At 67.0% G+C, this 16123-nt stretch carries 16 protein-coding genes; 6 read left to right on the top strand and 10 right to left on the bottom strand.

What is annotated here, in order from left to right; genetic code table 11:
* Positions 1–3 precede the first annotated feature (3 nt).
* From ACWETB_RS15735 to ACWETB_RS15725, 3 genes are all read right to left on the bottom strand, one after another.
* Entirely contained in the window at positions 4–1248 is a 1245-nt protein-coding gene (locus ACWETB_RS15735; protein WP_452212147.1) for a URC4/urg3 family protein, read from the bottom strand.
* Positions 1245–2504, bottom strand: coding sequence for a GTP cyclohydrolase II (locus ACWETB_RS15730; protein ID WP_452212145.1), 1260 nt, complete (start codon positions 2502–2504; stop codon positions 1245–1247). Before ACWETB_RS15730 ends, ACWETB_RS15735 begins: the two co-directional genes overlap by 4 nt.
* A 175-nt stretch (positions 2505–2679) precedes the next feature.
* Positions 2680–3273 carry a class I SAM-dependent DNA methyltransferase gene (locus ACWETB_RS15725; protein WP_452212143.1) on the bottom strand — a complete coding sequence of 198 codons (594 nt, stop codon included), beginning with the start codon at positions 3271–3273 and terminating at the stop codon, positions 2680–2682.
* 251 nt (positions 3274–3524) lie between these two features.
* Here ACWETB_RS15725 and ACWETB_RS15720 point away from each other — a divergent pair, with 251 nt between their 5' ends.
* Positions 3525–4016, top strand: coding sequence for an FBP domain-containing protein (locus tag ACWETB_RS15720; protein WP_452212141.1), 492 nt, complete (start codon positions 3525–3527; stop codon positions 4014–4016).
* Positions 4017–4117: 101 nt separating this feature from the next.
* Here ACWETB_RS15720 and katG read toward each other — a convergent pair whose 3' ends face one another.
* Positions 4118–6346 carry a catalase/peroxidase HPI gene (gene katG, locus ACWETB_RS15715; RefSeq protein ID WP_452212139.1) on the bottom strand — a complete coding sequence of 743 codons (2229 nt, stop codon included), beginning with the start codon at positions 6344–6346 and terminating at the stop codon, positions 4118–4120.
* A 36-nt stretch (positions 6347–6382) separates the two neighbouring features.
* Positions 6383–6799, bottom strand: a complete 417-nt coding sequence (locus ACWETB_RS15710) for a Fur family transcriptional regulator (protein WP_449744442.1) — start codon at positions 6797–6799, stop codon at positions 6383–6385.
* Between the two features lie 151 nt (positions 6800–6950).
* Here ACWETB_RS15710 and ACWETB_RS15705 point away from each other — a divergent pair, with 151 nt between their 5' ends.
* Positions 6951–7715, top strand: coding sequence for a GNAT family N-acetyltransferase (locus tag ACWETB_RS15705; protein ID WP_449744409.1), 765 nt, complete (start codon positions 6951–6953; stop codon positions 7713–7715).
* 12 nt (positions 7716–7727) lie between these two features.
* On the opposite strand, the gene ACWETB_RS15700 is transcribed toward ACWETB_RS15705, so the two are convergent.
* Entirely contained in the window at positions 7728–8348 is a 621-nt protein-coding gene (locus tag ACWETB_RS15700; protein WP_452212137.1) for a LysE family transporter, read from the bottom strand.
* A gap of 62 nt (positions 8349–8410) precedes the next feature.
* Here ACWETB_RS15700 and ACWETB_RS15695 point away from each other — a divergent pair, with 62 nt between their 5' ends.
* Positions 8411–9316 carry a hypothetical protein gene (locus ACWETB_RS15695; RefSeq protein WP_449744411.1) on the top strand — a complete coding sequence of 302 codons (906 nt, stop codon included), beginning with the start codon at positions 8411–8413 and terminating at the stop codon, positions 9314–9316.
* Between the two features lie 476 nt (positions 9317–9792).
* Here the strand turns inward: ACWETB_RS15695 and ACWETB_RS15690 are convergent, their stop codons facing one another.
* Together ACWETB_RS15690 and ACWETB_RS15685 are read right to left on the bottom strand one after the other, a co-directional pair.
* The gene (locus ACWETB_RS15690; RefSeq protein ID WP_452212135.1) at positions 9793–10725 is read right to left on the bottom strand and encodes an alpha/beta hydrolase; all 933 of its coding nucleotides are present in this window, start codon (positions 10723–10725) and stop codon (positions 9793–9795) included.
* Positions 10726–10728: 3 nt separating this feature from the next.
* On the bottom strand, positions 10729–12033 hold the full coding sequence (locus ACWETB_RS15685; protein WP_452212133.1) for a VWA domain-containing protein: 1305 nt from the start codon (positions 12031–12033) through the stop codon (positions 10729–10731).
* 121 nt (positions 12034–12154) lie between these two features.
* Between ACWETB_RS15685 and ACWETB_RS15680 the strand changes: the two genes are divergently transcribed.
* Positions 12155–12586: a PPOX class F420-dependent oxidoreductase gene (locus tag ACWETB_RS15680; RefSeq protein ID WP_452212131.1), complete on the top strand. Its 432-nt coding sequence runs from the start codon at positions 12155–12157 to the stop codon at positions 12584–12586.
* 62 nt (positions 12587–12648) lie between these two features.
* Positions 12649–13602, top strand: a complete 954-nt coding sequence (locus tag ACWETB_RS15675) for an arsenic resistance protein (protein WP_452212129.1) — start codon at positions 12649–12651, stop codon at positions 13600–13602.
* Positions 13603–13625: 23 nt separating this feature from the next.
* Here the strand turns inward: ACWETB_RS15675 and ACWETB_RS15670 are convergent, their stop codons facing one another.
* Positions 13626–14075 (bottom strand): hypothetical protein, encoded by a 450-nt coding sequence (locus tag ACWETB_RS15670; protein ID WP_452212127.1) that lies wholly within the window; start codon positions 14073–14075, stop codon positions 13626–13628.
* Positions 14076–14128: 53 nt separating this feature from the next.
* On the bottom strand, positions 14129–15202 hold the full coding sequence (locus tag ACWETB_RS15665) for a DUF6745 domain-containing protein (RefSeq protein ID WP_452212125.1): 1074 nt from the start codon (positions 15200–15202) through the stop codon (positions 14129–14131).
* A gap of 241 nt (positions 15203–15443) precedes the next feature.
* Here ACWETB_RS15665 and ACWETB_RS15660 point away from each other — a divergent pair, with 241 nt between their 5' ends.
* Positions 15444–15995, top strand: coding sequence for a YceI family protein (locus ACWETB_RS15660; RefSeq protein WP_452212123.1), 552 nt, complete (start codon positions 15444–15446; stop codon positions 15993–15995).
* Positions 15996–16123: the final 128 nt, after the last annotated feature.

Here is a 16123-nt window from a genome sequence, read left to right as displayed (position 1 = left end):
CGGTCAGAAGACCGTGCCGTCGCTGGCGATGTCCAACGGCGGCAATCCGTCTCGGAGCGTGCGAGCGGTTTCGCGTCCGGCCGCCCAGGTCCCGCCCTCCAGAACGCAGGCCAGCGGCAACTCGGCCGCTGTCATGCCGAGTCGATCCGCGACCAGGATGGCGATCTCGTCGAGTAGTGCGACGGTCAGGGCCCGCCACTCGACGATGAACTCGTCGTCGACATGCCACCGGGCCGTCAGTGCGTCGTCGGGCACGGGAACGAGCACCGCGGTGTCGAGGAGCAGACCACCGTTGCGGTACTCGGGCAGTGCGGTCAGCGCGCCCAGATCCCCGACGTCGATGCCGGCCCACTCGAAGGGTTCGAGCAGTGAATAGGTCAGCCATTGCGACAGTTTGTGAAACGGCATCCACCCGGCGGTGCCGCCCGCACCACCAACCGCGGTGTGGTGCCAACAATCGCCCAGCGCGACCTCGCCGATCCGGTTGTCCGACGGCCAGATCGGCGACAGCGTGTCGAGCAGCAGCGACAAGATGTCGTGCGCGTCGACCGCACCCCCCGCGGCGGTCAGGCGATCGTAGAGGTCACCCGGCCGCCGGGAGGAGAAGACGTCGGGCCGGGCGTCGAGGGCGTCGGCGAGCCGATGCAGAACCGCCAGGCGGCCGGACAGGCCGACGAGCGGTGTGGTGGGACCGACGCCGAACGCGGCGGCGAGTGCGGCCTCGTCGATGGACCGCAGACCCGCGGCGTCGACCCGAAGCGGGACATCGGGATCCGAGGAGAACAGGCCGCCGGCGAAGGCGTGCACACTGGCCACCGCGAGGCCCTCGGATCGACGCACCCGCTGCCCGGTGCCGGGTTCGTCGAAGTACCACTCTGCGCCCGCGCCGGCGTCGAGCAGAACGCTGACGACGGCGAGGTCGATCTGGGTGCGGGCCCGTTCGGCGGCGCCGACCTCACCGAGTCGGACGTCGAGGTCGGCGACCCGATCCACGCCGCCGACCTCGAAATGCCGCCATCGGCTGTGATACGGGATCGCGAGGTCGGGATAGCGGGCGCGGGTGACCTCGGCGACCAGTGCCACCGCGTCGCCGATGCGGTCGTCGTCGACGCGGAACCACGACGAGGCGCCGGAGCGCGACCGATCCAGCAATGCCGTTGCGCGACTGCGGATCTCCGCAGTCGACCGCAGCGTCGCGACGGCGTTCGCGGTGTCGGGCGAACCGGCGACCCGGGTGCCGGCGGTCATCCGGAGAGCCCCCGGCCCTTGACCTGACGTAGATCGTCGGTGGACGGCACCGCACCCCTGGTGAAGTAGCCGGCCGCCATCTTGGCGTCGATCTCCACTCGGGCGTCGGCCGGGATGAGTTCCATCGGGATGTCGACGCGCTCACCGACACTGATCCCGGAACCGGTGATCGCGTCGTACTTCATGTTGCTCATCGACACCAGGCGGTCGATCTTGGTGATACCCAGCCAATGCAGCACGTCGGGCATGAGTTCCTGGAATCGCATGTCCTGCACGCCGGCGACGCACTCGGTACGTGCGAAGTACTGGTCGGCGGTGTCGCCACCCTCCTGACGTTTGCGGGCGTTGTAGACGAGGAATTTGGTGACCTCGCCGAGCGCGCGGCCCTCCTTGGGCGAATAGGCGACCAGGCCCACTCCGCCGCGTTGCACCCCCTGGATGCATTCCTCGATCGCGTGGGTGAGGTAGGGGCGGCAGGTGCAGATGTCGGACCCGAACACGTCGGAGCCGTTGCATTCGTCGTGGACCCGGGCGGTGAGCTCGGTACCGGGATCCGACAGCTTCGTCGGGTCACCGAAGATGTAGACCGTCTGGCCGCCGATCGGGGGCAGGAACACCTCGAGATCCGAACGTGTCACCAATTCCGGATACATGCCGCCGGTCTCCTCGAACAGCACCCGCCGCAACTCGGTCTCGGTGCAGCCGAACCGCTCGGCCACGCCCGGCAGCCACCACACCGGTTCGACGGCAGCCTTGGTCACCAGGGCGGCACCGGTCGGCAAGAGGACCTCGCCGTCGGGATGCAACCGCCCCGACGCGATGGCCTCGGCGATCTCCGGGAGGATGACGTGCGCCTTGGTGATGGCGATGGTCGGGCGGATATCGTATCCGCGGGCCAACAACTCCGGGAATGACTCGGCGATCGTCGCGCCCCACGGGTCGATGCTGACGATCGTTTTCGGATCCGACCACTGCGGATGCGGTCCGACGATGTCGGTCGGTGAGGTATTGGTGAGATCGGCGCGGTGCTCGCGCGACAACGCACCGGCGGCGACGGCCAGCGCGCGGTACACGCTGTAGGAGCCGCTGTGGGTTCCCACGACGTTGCGGTGGGCGCGATCGGTGGTGGTCGCGATGACCGGCCCACGTGCCCCGGCGGTCGGTGCACCCCAGGTGATCGATGGTGCGGCCGCTCCGCCGCTGTGGGAGGTCAGGCGGATATGGCCGGGGGGCCGCCCGCTCGCTGTGGTCGCCATTGCCCGTCCTCTCCGCGTCGTCCCGGTCCTTCACCGGAGACGATCGACGTTCTGGTGGATCCCGCTGTGGTGGATCCGTCGATACCGGTCTCACCGGTGTCGAGGAAACCGCCAGCATAGTCACGGATCCGGGCGCCTGCCCGGCGAAGCACGTGCGGTGTGCTCGCGGTGGCGCTCATTGTTGGCTGCCTCGTCGATGCACCGACACCGCGTAATCGCCTCCGGTGAACCGATCCCCATCCCAGGTGGCATATCGGTCGACTGCCGTGAGGCCCGCTGTCTCGGCGTGACTGTCGTAGTCGGACAACGACAGTCGTTCCGGCCTCACCGAGAATCCGGCCACCAGCAGGCCGCCGGGCCGCAGTCGCGCCGCACATTGCGCGAGTACCCGCGCTTCGGAACCGGGGGTGAGAAAGATCATCACGTTCCCGGCGAGGACGACGACGTCGAACCGGGCGGTCACGTGATCGGCGAGTTCGGCGAGATCGGCTGTCATCCAGTCGATGTCGGCACACGTATCCCGGGCCGTGGCGAGCATGCCGTCGTCGGCGTCGACACCGACGACGACGTATCCACGTCGATGCAGTTCGATGCCCACCCGCCCGGTCCCGCAGCCCGCGTCGAGGACCCGGGTGCCGCCGACATCCTTGAGTAGTGATTCGACGAGATCGGCCTCCCCGTGGATGTTGTCCCCGGATGCCGCCAGTTGCTCCCACCGCTGGTCGTAGTCCCGGCCGCGCGGTGCCGACGTCGCATCCCAACGTGTCATCGCTCCAGTGTGCTCCCGGGCGCCGGCGGAAACCACGTTGACCGTTGCGCGCACCGAGTCCAGACTGGTTGGGTGATCGCTTCATCGGGTGCCGGCGCACTGCGCCGTGAGGGGGTTGCCGGCGTGCGCGCCGGCCGCAGATAGCTCTCGTCTTCGGAACGCGGACGTCACCAGACGACGTCCGCGGCCTGAGTCACGCCCATCGGGCGTCCCCACCTCACTCCCGACGATCACCAGGAGCTGCTTTACTCATGCACTCATTGTCCGAATCCGACATTCGTACCGCACTTGTCAACGCCTCGGTCCGGGAACGCAAGTCCCTGCATCTTCCGCCCGACTTCGACGAGATCGGTTGGGCAGAACTCGACTACCTCGGGTGGCGGGATCCCAAGTCGCCGACCGTCGGCTATCTCGTCATCCACCGTGACGAACCTCCCGTCGGTCTCATGCTGCGCGCCGGAGCGATACCCCCACGCACCAGGCCGCAGTGCGCACTGTGCGAGGACATCTCGCTGCCCAACGAGGTGGTGTTGTTCAGTGCCCGCCGCGCGGGTCCGGCGGGCCGCAAGGGAGACACCGTCGGCACCCTGATCTGTGCGAACTTCGAATGTTCACGCAATGTGCGGCGGTTGCCGTCCTCGGCGATGGCCGGCGACGACCCCGAACGCGTGCGTCTGGCCCGCATCGACGGGCTTCGTGAGCGCGTGCAGCGCTTCGTGGCGCGCGTGGCCTCGGCTGACTGACGGCCCTCCACGCGCCACGACAGGGGTCATGACGCGACAGGGGCGCCCCCGGGAATCCGGGGGCGCCACCGTCGTACTGCCGCCTCACACGGCAGGTGTGATCAGTCCAGATCGAACCGGTCGAGCTCCATCACCTTGGTCCAGGCCTTGATGAAGTCGACGACGAACTTCTCCTTGGAGTCGTCCTCGGCGTACACCTCGGCGAGGGCACGGAGATCGGAGTTGGCGCCGAACGCCAGATCGACGCGGGTCCCGGTCCACTTCTGTGCACCCGTCTCCCGGTCGGTGGCGACGTAGGTGCCGTCGTCGGCCGGTGCCTTGCTCCACTCGACATCCATGTCACAGATGTTGACGAAGAAGTCATTCGTCAAGGTGCCGGGCGTCTCGGTGAGCACACCATGGGCAGAACCCTGGTAGTTCGCACCCAGCACCCGCAGACCACCGACGAGGACCGTCATCTCCGGCGGCGACAGGGTCAACAGATTCGCCTTGTCGACCAGATTGAACTCGGCAGGCAATTCGTTGCCCTTGCCCTCGTAGTTGCGGAAACCGTCGTACTTCGGCTCCAGGTACGCGAACGACTCGGTGTCGGTCTGATCCTGGGTGGCGTCGGTCCGCCCGGCCGTGAACGGCACCGACACGTCGAATCCCGCATCCTTGGCGGCCTTTTCGATGGCGGCGACGCCACCGAGTACCACCAGATCGGCGAAGGACACCTTGGGTCCGCTCTCGGCGTTGAAGGCTTGCTGCACACTCTCGAGCTTGGCGATCACCTGCGCCAGCTCGTCGGGTTCGGCGGATTCCCACCCGAGCTGCGGCTGCAGGCGGATGCGGCCACCATTGGCGCCGCCACGGTAGTCACTGCCACGGAACGTCGCGGCCGCCTTCCACGCCGTCGACACCAGCTGTGCGACACTCAAGCCCGACTCGAGGATTGATGCCTTGAGGCTGTCGGCGTCGGAATCGGAGATCGTCGGGCCCTGCTGAGCGGGAACGTTGTCTTGCCACAGGTAGGTCTCCGACGGCGCGAGCGGACCGCGGTACCGGATGGCCGGACCCATGTCACGGTGCAGGAGCTTGAACCACGCCTTGGCGAACTCCTCGGCCAGCTCCTCCGGATGATCGAGCCAACGCCGAGTGATCTCACCGTAGGCCGGGTCGAAGCGCATCGTCAGGTCGGTGGTCAGCATCGCCGGGTGGGTCTTGCCCTCGCCCTGGGCCATCGGGGTGGTGTTGGCCCACCCGTTGTCCTTGGGCTTCCACTGGTTGGCGCCGGCCGGGCTCTTGGTGAGTTCCCATTCGTTGCCGTAGAGAATCTCCAGGAAGCTGTTGTCCCACTTGGTCGGTGTGTGGGTCCAGGTGACCTCGATACCACTGGTGATGGTGTCGTTGCCGTGCCCGGTGCCCTGCGGATTCTTCCAGCCCAGGCCCATCTGCTCGAGCGGCGAGGCCTCGGGCTCGGGGCCCAGCAGGTCGGCGTCACCGTTGCCGTGGGTCTTGCCGAAGGTGTGCCCGCCGACGATCAGGGCGGCGGTCTCCACATCGTTCATGGCCATCCGGCCGAAGGTCTCCCGGATATCGGCTGCGGCCGCGAGATAATCCGGGTTCCCCTCAGGGCCTTCGGGATTGACGTAGATCAAGCCCATGGTGGTGGCGCCCAACGGGTTCTCGAGCTCCCGCTTGCCGTCCTGGTAACGCAGGTTGGTACCCAGCCATACCGACTCGGCACCCCAGTACACCTCCTCGGCCTCCCACTCGTCGGGCCGCCCGAAGGCGAAGCCCTTGGTGTGAAAGCCCATGTCCTCCAACGCGACATTGCCGGCGAGGACGAGCAGATCCGACCACGACAGAGCCTTGCCGTACTTCTTCTTCACCGGCCACAACAGGCGGCGGGCCTTGTCCAGGCTGACGTTGTCCGGCCAGCTGTTGAGCGGCGCGAAACGCTGCATACCGGTGCCGGCACCGCCGCGGCCGTCCTCGACGCGGTAGGTGCCCGCGGCATGCCACGACATTCGGACGAAGAACGGTCCGTAGTGCCCGAAGTCGGCTGGCCACCACGACTTCGAGTCCGTCATCACGGCCTTGACGTCGGCGACGAGGCCGTCGACATCGAGGCCGGCGAGCGCCGCGTCGTAGTCGAAATCAGGTTCGCGGGGCCGGATGACATCCGGATTATGGGCCAGGACACGGAGATTCAGCTTCTCCGGCCACCACTGGTCGTTGCCACCACCCTCCACGGGCGGCCGGATGTGCATCGGACAGCCTGCCGGCTCTCCGGCATCGGTGTTCGCCTCTCCGATCGGGGGGGAGGCGATGTTCTCGTCAGACACGACATTCCTTTCGGTGTGGGGTGATCCGGGCTGTGATCACGGTCGTGACCCGGGGCTGGAAGAGGCTGCGCATTTGGGGCACAACCCCCAGTAGATGACCTCGGCCTCGTCGAGAACGAAACCATTGTCGTCGGACGCCGTCAGACACGGACGTTCGCCGACCGCACAATCCACATCGCCGATGGTGCCGCAGGAGCGGCACACCGTGTGATGGTGATTGTCACCGACGCGCGCCTCGTATCGAGCCACATGACCCGATGGCTGGATACGGCGGACGAGCCCGACGTCGGTGAGTGCGGCGAGGATGTCGTACACCGCTTGCCGTGAGACGTCCGGCAGGTCCGCACGTGCGGCCTGGAAGATCGACTCGGTGTCGGCATGTGGTCGTGCATGGACAGCCTCGAGTACCGCCACCCGGGGGCGGGTGACGCGGAGTTCGGCGGAACGTAACATGCCCGCGAAATCCGACGGTGAGGTCACGGCGATCAGTATGCGCCCCTTTCTGGAATGATTCAGGACTTTCGCAAACTGAGACGGACGTTCCGGCCGCGCCGCGATGCGCCGACGCGCTGCGTGCCGAGCTGACACCGCGTGCCAAGCTGACATGGTGCGTGCGACGTCGGACAAGGTGATCGAGGAATCGGTGGCATGGCGATCGTCATGGCATCCGCAGGGGTCGCAGTACCATCGCGACGGCGCATTCGAGTTCTACGTCCTCGACGGTGAGGCGACGCTGCTGCACTATCACGGCCGCGAGACCAATCCCGTGCGCGTCCTCGACTCCGCGGCGACGGTGATGGCCCGTCGCGGCGCGTCGTCGGCACGCATCACGGTGGGAGTGGGGACCTTCGCCGGCCTCGACGAGGACATCCTGCGGCGCCGCGGCGCACGCACCGTGGCCGTGGTCGACATCGTCGCGATCACACTGGGTGATGGCGTCGATGCCGCGATGGTGGTGCCGGAACACATCACCGTGCACCGCGTGACCACGCCGGACGACGTCCCCGAGTTCGCCGACGTGTCCGGACGCGCCTGGGGTTTTCCACCGCATATTCTGGCCGAGCCGGACTTCCGCGTCGACGACCCATGCATCCGGCTCTTCACCGCCTCGGAGGGCGGGACTGCCGTCGGGACCGGCGGCTACCACTTGTGCGGCGACGTCGCCCGGTTCTGGGGTGCGGCGATCCTGCCCGAGCATCGAGGCCGCGGCGCATACCGGGCGCTGATCTCCGCGCGGCTCCGCGATGCCCTCGATCTGGGCGCCCGACTCGCGCTGGTCCATGCCGAGCAGACGTCCTCGCCGATCCTGCAGAGCCTGGGTTTCGTCAAATACGGCGAGCGGCGGCTGACGTGGCTTCCGCTCGCGTGATGCCCATGATGCTCAGGCCACCGCAAGCAGGATGCCCACCCCGATGAACAGGGTGCCGAAGAAGATGTTGAGGCGGCGCTGACCACGTTCGCTGCGGGTGGCCCGGGCGAAACCACGTCCGACGAGGGCGAAGAACAGCCACATCACGCCAATGTCGACGACGACGATCGTGATGCCGATGATCAGGTACTGCAGCAGGAATCCAGTCTCCGGTCGGACGAATCCAGGGATGAACGCCAGGAAGAACACGATGGCCTTCGGGTTGAGCAGATTGACCCACAGCCCCTGGACGAACATCGACGAAGCCGTCTGGGTGCGGGCGCCGGCGGTGGGATCGGCGGTGGCCAACGGTCGCCGAAGGATCTGTCGCACACCGAGATACACCAGATATGCGGCGCCGGTGTAGCGGATCACCTCGAACGCGGTCGGGGAGCGGGCGATGATCAGACCGAGGCCGGCGGCCACGATGGCGAGTTGGACGATCAGGGCCGCCTGTTGGCCGAGGACTCCCCAGATCGCACGCCGGTGACCGACCGCGATGGCGTTCGACATCGTGTTCACCGCGCCCGCTCCGGGGGTGAAGCTGATGAGAAGGCAGGCGAGCAGCAACGTCACCCAGGTGGACCACGACACGTCGCGTCAGAGTAGCCGTCCGATCCGGGCACGGTGTGAGCCGGGCATGGTGTGATCGAGTCATGACCGACGCCTCCGCCGATCTCGATGAGATCGCCGACGAACTGTACGGGCTCACACCGGCGGACTTCACCGCGCGGCGTAACGCGTATGCGAAAGGGGCTCGGCAGCGCGGCGATCGGGACCTCGCGGCCACCATCACCGCGCTGCGGCGTCCCACCCGGTCCGCCTGGATTCTCAACCAGTGGATTCGACGCCACCCAGACGGCATCGACGCGATCGTCGAACTCGGCACCGAACTGCGTGAGGCGCAGCGCCGCGGTGCGGTCGGGCGGCTCCGCGACCTCGCCGGCCACCGACGGCACGTCATCGTCGATGCGGCCGCCGGCATCGGCGAGGTGGCAGCGGACCTCGGTGCCCGGATGTCGCCGGCGACCGAACGGGAGATCACCCAGACCCTGCGGGCAGCGATCGCCGACGTGGCCACCGCGCACCTGCTCGGCCGGGGTCGGCTGGTGGTGGCCGCCGAATACAGCGGGTTCGGTCCCGCCGGCATCGTCGCCGTGCCCGATGCGCCCACCGAGGATTCGGCAGATCGGTCCGGGGTTGATGCGGATGAGTCCACCGACGACGGCACCGAATCCTCCGACAGGGCCGAACTCGAGAGGCGACGTCGCCACGCCGAAGCCGACCTGCGACAAGCCGAGTCCCTTCGCGACGACGCCCGGCGGGCGGTGAGCGCTGCGGCGGAAGCGGTCTCGGTCGCCGCCGCCGAGGTGGGTACGCTGACCGACGAAACCGACCGGCTGCGAGCCGAACTCGCACGCGCCGAGCAGGAATTGGGCTTCGCCAGGCGACGGCACTCCACCGCCGGCGACGCCGCCACGGCGGCGGCCGGCGAACTCCGTTCCGCCGAGCGGGCCGTCGCCGCCGCACGGGACGTGCTCGACCGCCTGCCCGGAGACTGACCGGGCCCCGGCGTAGGGTATGTCTCCCATTGCCCTTAATTCCGTTGCGCCATCACGCTGTGCGGTATTCCGTCCTCCAAAGGGGCGGAGCCGCAGGGAAAGCGCATCCTCCGTCGATACATGCAGTAGCTCAGATATGCGATACCAAGCGAAAGTCTTTCCCCGGCGACATGTGACAGTGTCCTAAACCCTGACCCGGCAACGGGAATCGGGGCATCGCACGGCCCGCAAGGCCGGACGGTGTTCATGCGTGAGTCGTGGTAGCGAGGGACCGGCCAGTCCGTCGTGACACCCAAAGCGGTGGAGAAGCGGTCTCCGATACGCCTAGTGCCACGAACGGCACTGGACACGGTGGGTACCGTCGAGAGGCGGTGGACACGCGAAAAACCCCTCCCACAGGGGGAGTGCAATTCGCCAGAGCCCACCGAGAGCCGGGAGCACGTCTCACTCCCGGCACTCACATTCTCCCCGGCGCATCACCAGGAGTCGATGACGTCGGCCAGGATCTCGCACTGTCGACCGAAGAACTCGCGGGACACCCCGAGTTTCGGTGCGACGATGTCGAATCCGTGAAATGCGCCGGGCACGGTGTCGAACGTGACGGGAACGCCGGCGTCGGACAGGCGGCGCGCGTAGGCGAGATCCTCGTCGTGGAACAGGTCACGGGTGCCGACGCCGATCCACGCCGGTGGCAGACCGCGCAGGTCGTCGCGACGGGCCGGGGCGACGAGAACCGGGTCGGCACCGCCGAGGTAGGCCGCCCACGCCACCCGATTGGATTTCGGACTCCACGCCCGAAGCCGCGATGGGTCGCCGGCCGGGTCCTCGGTGGTGCGGTCATCGATCATCGGATAGACCAACAGCTGGAAGCGTGGCGAGAAGTCGCCGATGTCGCGGTATCGCAGGGCCAGTGCCGCGGCCAGTCCGCCGCCCGCGCTCGCACCGCCGAGGATGATGCGGTCGGGGTCGACGTCGGGTTGTCGCGCAAGCCATTCCAGCGCGAGGTGGCAATCCTGCAGAGGTACCGGATATGGATGACCGGGCGCCAAACGGTACTCGACGGCGGCCACGACGATGCCGAGGCGCCGAGCGAAGTCGCTGCACCGCTGGTCGTCCCCGGCCGCCGAACCGATGACATACCCACCACCGTGCATCCACAGCATTGCACCAGCGGATGGCGCTGCGGTGACGTCGTCGGCGGCGGGACGATGAACACGGACGGCGACGCCGTCGCCGAGATGATGGATCTCCACGCCCTCGGGCGTTCGCGCGGCGAGTCGGCGACTCAACGCCTGCAGGGGACGGATCGTGGCGTTCGTGACGATCGTTCGAGGAAGCAGTCGGGCAGCGAGTCTCAGGTCGGGATGGACGGGATCGTCGGTGGGTGATCCCGGAGCGTCGTCGGGCATCGGCTACCGCGCACCGTATCGAGCGTCGACGATGCCGAGCCGGACGACCTCACGCAACCAGTCCGGGAATTCGGAGAGGAGTTGCTCGTACAGTTCGGCGTCACTCATCTTGTCGACGTCGTCGATGGCGAAGAATCCGGCGTTGTCCACGACTCGGCCGGTGAGAGTGTCGAGTTCGGTGAGGATGCCGAAACGGTTGCGGCCGAGACCGATGAACTGCCAGAACACCGGCAGGCGGGCGGCGTCGTGAATGAGCGACCGGATCCTGGGCACCTTCGAATGGAATCCGCCATCGGTGAAGAACAGCACCAACACGGGCTGACGATCGGTGACGTCGCCGAGGACCGCATTCATGATCGGCAGCTCTTCGTTGACGCCACCGATCTGGCGGTCGTAGTCGATCTCCGGGCCCAGCGGGGGTCCGTGTCGGCCGGTCAGGTGTACGTAGGTGTCCATCCAGCGGTCGGCGTCGGCGACGGTGACGTCGGGGAGTTGTGCGTACCCGCTGCCGTAGAGGTAGGCCTCCAGATTGCCGTCGCTGTCGAGTTGGGTGGCCACCGGGATCATGCGCTCCACCACCCGGTGGACGGTGCGCTGCTTGTAGAGTTTGCGCATCGACATCGTCTTGTCGATCACCAGGATCACCCGAGCAGTGGCGCCGGCGGCACCCTTGGTGAGAAGGACCTTGTGTACCTGCTCTTTTCGCAGGTTCAGTGTCTGACGTTTCTCCAGGGACAGCTTCTCTTCGCCCTTGACCATGCGAATGGCCGGTGCGGCCGGAACGCCCGGGTTTGCGGGGGCCGTCGGTGGTGTCGCGGTCGGCTCGTCGTCGACGTCAACGCCGTGCTCGCGGACGAGCGCGGCGAATCCGCCCTCCCAGCCGGCCGATTCGCTGCGGACCTTCCAGCCGGCGCCACGTCGGTACACCTCGACGAGGACGGCGGCCCGCTCGACGGTCAGTCCCTGCGCCGGGGCGCTGATGGTGTCGGCGCCGTCGGTGATCGTGGTGGTGATCGACGAGGCACCCAGCGTCGCCGGAGCGTCGATCGACAGACCGATGGCGATGCGATCCACCTCGGCAGGCAACGCCGCCAGGTCGATAGCGAGGGTCGACGGTCCGGTGAGGGCCACCCCGCCTTCTGGACTCCGCGGATTGTTGAAGAACACGAAATCGGCGTCGGTGCGCACGCGTCGGTCGGCTGCGAGCAGAAATGCGACGATGTCGACCGGCGCCCCGCTGACCGCGACGGTCAGTGATGTCGATGTCACTGTGGTGTTCTCTCCGCGCCCGAGTGAGCGAGCATCCATGGTGCGGCATCCTCCGAATTGTCCGTTTCGATGTCCCTCGAGAAACCCTACGTGGTGCCGCCGACAGTTTTGGGCTCAGCGTCTCGGAATGCACGAACGGACGACAGAGTTGGCCATGAACATGGCTGACTCCGATTTCGACCCCCGAACGCTCATCGCCGAAACCCGGCTCGCGATTCTCGCCACCATCAAATCCAACGGAATGCCGCAATTGTCCCCGGTGACGGCCGTCTTCGACGCCGACGCCGACATCATCCAGGTGTCGATGACCGAGGGACGCGCCAAGACCGCGAATCTCCGTCGCGATCCCCGGGCGGCGATCGAATTCACCGGCCTCGACGGGTACACCTGGGCGACCGCCGAGGGAACGGTCACCTTGACCGGACCGGGCGCCGACCCCGACGGACCGGAGGTCGACGCACTCGTCGACTACTATCGGCTCGGCGCGGGCGAGCACCCCGACTGGGCGGAATATCGCAGCGTGATGGTGTCGGACCGCCGCGTGTTGATGACCTTGCACATCACGCGGGTCTACGGCGCCAAGCTGCGCTGATCGGGCGTCGGAGGCGCGTGCCAGGCATGCGAGGGGAGCGGTGAGTCGGCGTGGTGGACCGGATGGAACGCCATCAGGTGCCGTTGTATCTGGTGGCGATCGCGGTGGGGATGATCGTCGGACTCGGCGTTCCCGACGCCGGGCCCACCCTCGAACACGCGATCAGCCCCGCACTCGCCGCGCTGCTCTACGTCACCTTCCTCCAGGTGCCGGCGCGGGCACTGCTCACCGCGCTGCGCGACGGCCGATTTCTGCTCGCCGTGGTGGTGATCAACTTCGTGGTGGTCCCGGTGGTGGTCGCGGCGATGTACCACTTCCTGCCTGCCGATCAGGCCATCCGGGTCGGCGTCCTGCTGGTCCTGCTGTGTCCGTGTGTCGACTACGTCATCGTGTTCAGTGGACTGGCCGGCGGTGACAGTCGCCGGTTGCTGTCGGCCACGCCGCTGCTGCTCCTGCTGCAGATGGTGATGTTGCCGGTGTTCCTGTGGGCGTTCATGGGTGCCGACCTTGCCGATGTGGTTGACGCGCAACCGTTTCTGATGGCCTTTCTCACTCTCATCGTGATCCCGCTCGCCGCGGCGTGGCTCACTCAGTGGTGGGCGTCGGCGCATCGGTCGGGTCGGCGATTCTCCGCGGGGGCATCGGCATTGATGGTGCCGCTGATGATGGTGGTCCTCGCGGTCGTGGTCGCCTCACAGATTCCGGCGGTGAGCGACGGTCTCGGTGCGGTGGCCGAGGTCATTCCGTTCTACGTCGCCTTCATCGTCGTGATGACAGTCGTCGGCGTCGGTGTCGGCCGATGGTTCGGGTTCGGCGTGCCGGCACGGCGCGCCGTGGTGTTCACCGGCGTGACCCGCAATTCGCTTGTGGTGCTTCCGTTGGCGCTCGCGCTGCCGACCGGGCTGCAGACCGCGGCTGTCGTTGTGGTCGCCCAGACGCTGGTCGAGGTGATCGGGATGGTGGTGCTCGTGCGGTTGGTTCCCCGACTGGTGCCGGCACCGCAGCCTTCCGCCTGACCGCGGAACCGATCGCCGCGGGCTCAGTCGACGACGAATCGTCCGCCGGGGCGAGTGCCGACGCCCCCTTCCCGTTGCCGCCGGATGACATATCGGCCCGGTGCGATACCGCTCGCCCCGTGTTCGGGGTGGATCAGATAGGCCGTTGTGCGAGTGTCGAGGACGCCGAGCGTGAGGAAATCGGAATCATGGTGACCGGTGGTCCATTCGCATCGGTCATCGTCGGCGACCAGGGTGTGCGGATTCCCGCCGGAACCGCTGCGCAGAACTTCGATCCCGGCCTGCGGGATCGTCGTCCACCGTGCCTTGCGGTGCACGGCGACAACGTCGGCGACGACGTCGAACGGGATGACGATCAGGTCGCCCTGGGCCTGCATCCCGGCGGTCACCGGGATGGCGACGTCGCGGTCGAGATGATCGAGGACATCGAGTCCCGATCGCGCGGTGAGTTGGGTCAGTGTGGGTGCGGTCATGAGGTCACCTGTGTGGTCGGGAGTGGTTGGGGGAGTGACGGATCAAGGGTCGGTCAGGTGCGTCGGGTGAGCTGTGAATAGGTCTCGGCGCTGAGGCCATAGGTCCATCCGGCGGCGGCGAGGGCTGTCGGCAACCATTGCGGCACGGTGAGTCCGTAGCAGCGACGAGTGCCGTCGCGTTCCACAGAACCGTTGGTCGCCAGCAGTATTCGATCCCGACGGCGCCATTCCGGCGGTGGTGCGTACAGGCGGAGTGGGTGGCCGGCATTGCCCGGGTCATCGGTCTCGTCGACCAGTGACAGTCGGGCCGACGCCAGGTAGGCGTCCCAGCCGATGCGTTCGATGGCGCACCGTCGGATCTCAATGTTGCGTTCGGGCGCGATGCGTTCGGGCGATGGATCGTCGAGGACCCAGCGCGGCACGGTCGTCCCGTGGATCGCGAAAACACGTTGCCCGTCGGCGAATTCGACAGCCGGTGAAGAATCGGCATGGAGACGGCGTTCGTCGTGAACGGCGCCCGGGGTCGGTTCGGTACGCAGCCCGGTCGGCCGCTCGGACATCACGCACACGCCGTCGAGCGGCCACCACCAGCCTGTGGACTCGGCGATCCGAATCTGCAGGTCCAGCACGTGAAGTTCACGGCGGGTGAATCCGATCAGTCCGAGCGCACGATAGACGTCATGACACGCCAGACGATGCGCCTCGTGCTGTCCGTACCACGTGACGACGTTGGGTTGTGCGGGCACGAGGGTGCGGATCGCCGGTGCGATCGAATCGAAGATCGTCGTGCGCAGTGCGTCGTGCAGGGCGGCGCGGATCACGTCGTCGACACCGATACCTTCCCGGATGGCCATATCGATCGACAGGAACCTGGCCTGTGGCGCCCGGCGATAGGGGTACGGTTCGGTATTCATCCGCAGGCGGATGCGCTGGTCGATCCGTGATCGCGTCTCGGTGATCAGCGAGGCGATGTCCCGCGATGCGTGATCTGTTGCACCACTGACGATCCCGGCCCCAGATGCCGGGGAGTCGGTCCAGGTGAAGTGCGGTCGGGGGCGGTTGCAGAGGTGATACAGCTCGGCGACTGTGTCTTCGGCGGCCGACCGATCCGAGGGCTCGGTGGACATCCCGATACGGAGCCACCGGTTGCGGGCGCACACGACCGCGTGTGATTGATCGGTCAGAAGGGAATCGGCGAGCGAACCTCGGGAAATCGTGGTTCCCCGAGTGGTACCGCGCCTCATGCGATGGAGGCGGAGTACGCCTTTCCGTGAGTCATGGTGACCAAGGATGGCAGGAATCCTTCACGGCCGCAAGGGGCATTCGGCACCAGTGACATTGCCGACCGCGCGATCTAGAGTCGCAGGCATGAGCGAGCGCACCTGGGATTTCACCGCCGACGATGGTTCGGTGACCGCGCACACCGGTGTCACCGGTCCCGCGGCGCGGACCGGACATCGCCTGACGATCGAGTGGGAGAAGTGGTCGGCGACGGCGATCCTGGACGACGACGAACCGGTGAGTCTGGCGGCACATATCGAGGTGGACTCACTTCAGGTGCGTTCGGGTGAAGGCGGCGTGACCCCGCTGAGCGGTCCGGAGAAGCTGGTTGCCCGCGCCAATGCGCTGAAGTCGTTGAAGGCCAACAAGAATCCGGCGATCTCCTATCGATCCACCTCGATTGCGAAGACCGACAACGGGTATCGCATCGACGGAGCACTCACCATCCTCGGCCGGGACAGGTCACATCCCCTGGAGGTGACGGTGACCGAGTCCGCCGAGGGCTGGGAGTTCGGTATCGACACGACGATCACTCAAACCGACTTCGGAGTGAAGCCGTACGCACTGATGATGGGTGCGCTCAAGGTCGCCGACGACGTCCGGGTGGTCGTCGTCGCTCGGCACGCGACCGGGCTTTGAGCGTAGGCCGCGGGTCGGTTGTCGGTAGTCTTCTGAATCCCCCTAGGTTTCGTGCCGCTTCCTTTTGAGTCAGGAAGGATGAGCACATGCCCAAGAAGATCGATCCGGAGGTCAAGGCGCGCGCGTTG

This window comes from Gordonia sp. NPDC003950, from assembly GCF_053605205.1.
This window is presented reverse-complemented; position numbering and strand designations above follow the sequence as displayed.

Bases quoted from the DNA above. Each gene is read 5' to 3' on its own strand.
- ACWETB_RS15735 (WP_452212147.1), bottom strand. From the start codon at position 1,248: ATGACCGCCGGCACCCGGGTCGCCGGTTCGCCCGACACCGCGAACGCC.
- ACWETB_RS15730 (WP_452212145.1), bottom strand. From the start codon at position 2,504: ATGGCGACCACAGCGAGCGGGCGGCCCCCCGGCCATATCCGCCTGACC.
- ACWETB_RS15725 (WP_452212143.1), bottom strand. From the start codon at position 3,273: ATGACACGTTGGGATGCGACGTCGGCACCGCGCGGCCGGGACTACGAC.
- ACWETB_RS15720 (WP_452212141.1), top strand. From the start codon at position 3,525: ATGCACTCATTGTCCGAATCCGACATTCGTACCGCACTTGTCAACGCC.
- ACWETB_RS15710 (WP_449744442.1), bottom strand. From the start codon at position 6,799: ATGTTACGTTCCGCCGAACTCCGCGTCACCCGCCCCCGGGTGGCGGTA.
- ACWETB_RS15705 (WP_449744409.1), top strand. From the start codon at position 6,951: ATGGTGCGTGCGACGTCGGACAAGGTGATCGAGGAATCGGTGGCATGG.
- ACWETB_RS15695 (WP_449744411.1), top strand. From the start codon at position 8,411: ATGACCGACGCCTCCGCCGATCTCGATGAGATCGCCGACGAACTGTAC.
- ACWETB_RS15690 (WP_452212135.1), bottom strand. From the start codon at position 10,725: ATGCCCGACGACGCTCCGGGATCACCCACCGACGATCCCGTCCATCCC.
- ACWETB_RS15685 (WP_452212133.1), bottom strand. From the start codon at position 12,033: ATGGATGCTCGCTCACTCGGGCGCGGAGAGAACACCACAGTGACATCG.
- ACWETB_RS15680 (WP_452212131.1), top strand. From the start codon at position 12,155: ATGGCTGACTCCGATTTCGACCCCCGAACGCTCATCGCCGAAACCCGG.
- ACWETB_RS15675 (WP_452212129.1), top strand. From the start codon at position 12,649: ATGGAACGCCATCAGGTGCCGTTGTATCTGGTGGCGATCGCGGTGGGG.
- ACWETB_RS15670 (WP_452212127.1), bottom strand. From the start codon at position 14,075: ATGACCGCACCCACACTGACCCAACTCACCGCGCGATCGGGACTCGAT.
- ACWETB_RS15665 (WP_452212125.1), bottom strand. From the start codon at position 15,202: ATGTCCACCGAGCCCTCGGATCGGTCGGCCGCCGAAGACACAGTCGCC.
- ACWETB_RS15660 (WP_452212123.1), top strand. From the start codon at position 15,444: ATGAGCGAGCGCACCTGGGATTTCACCGCCGACGATGGTTCGGTGACC.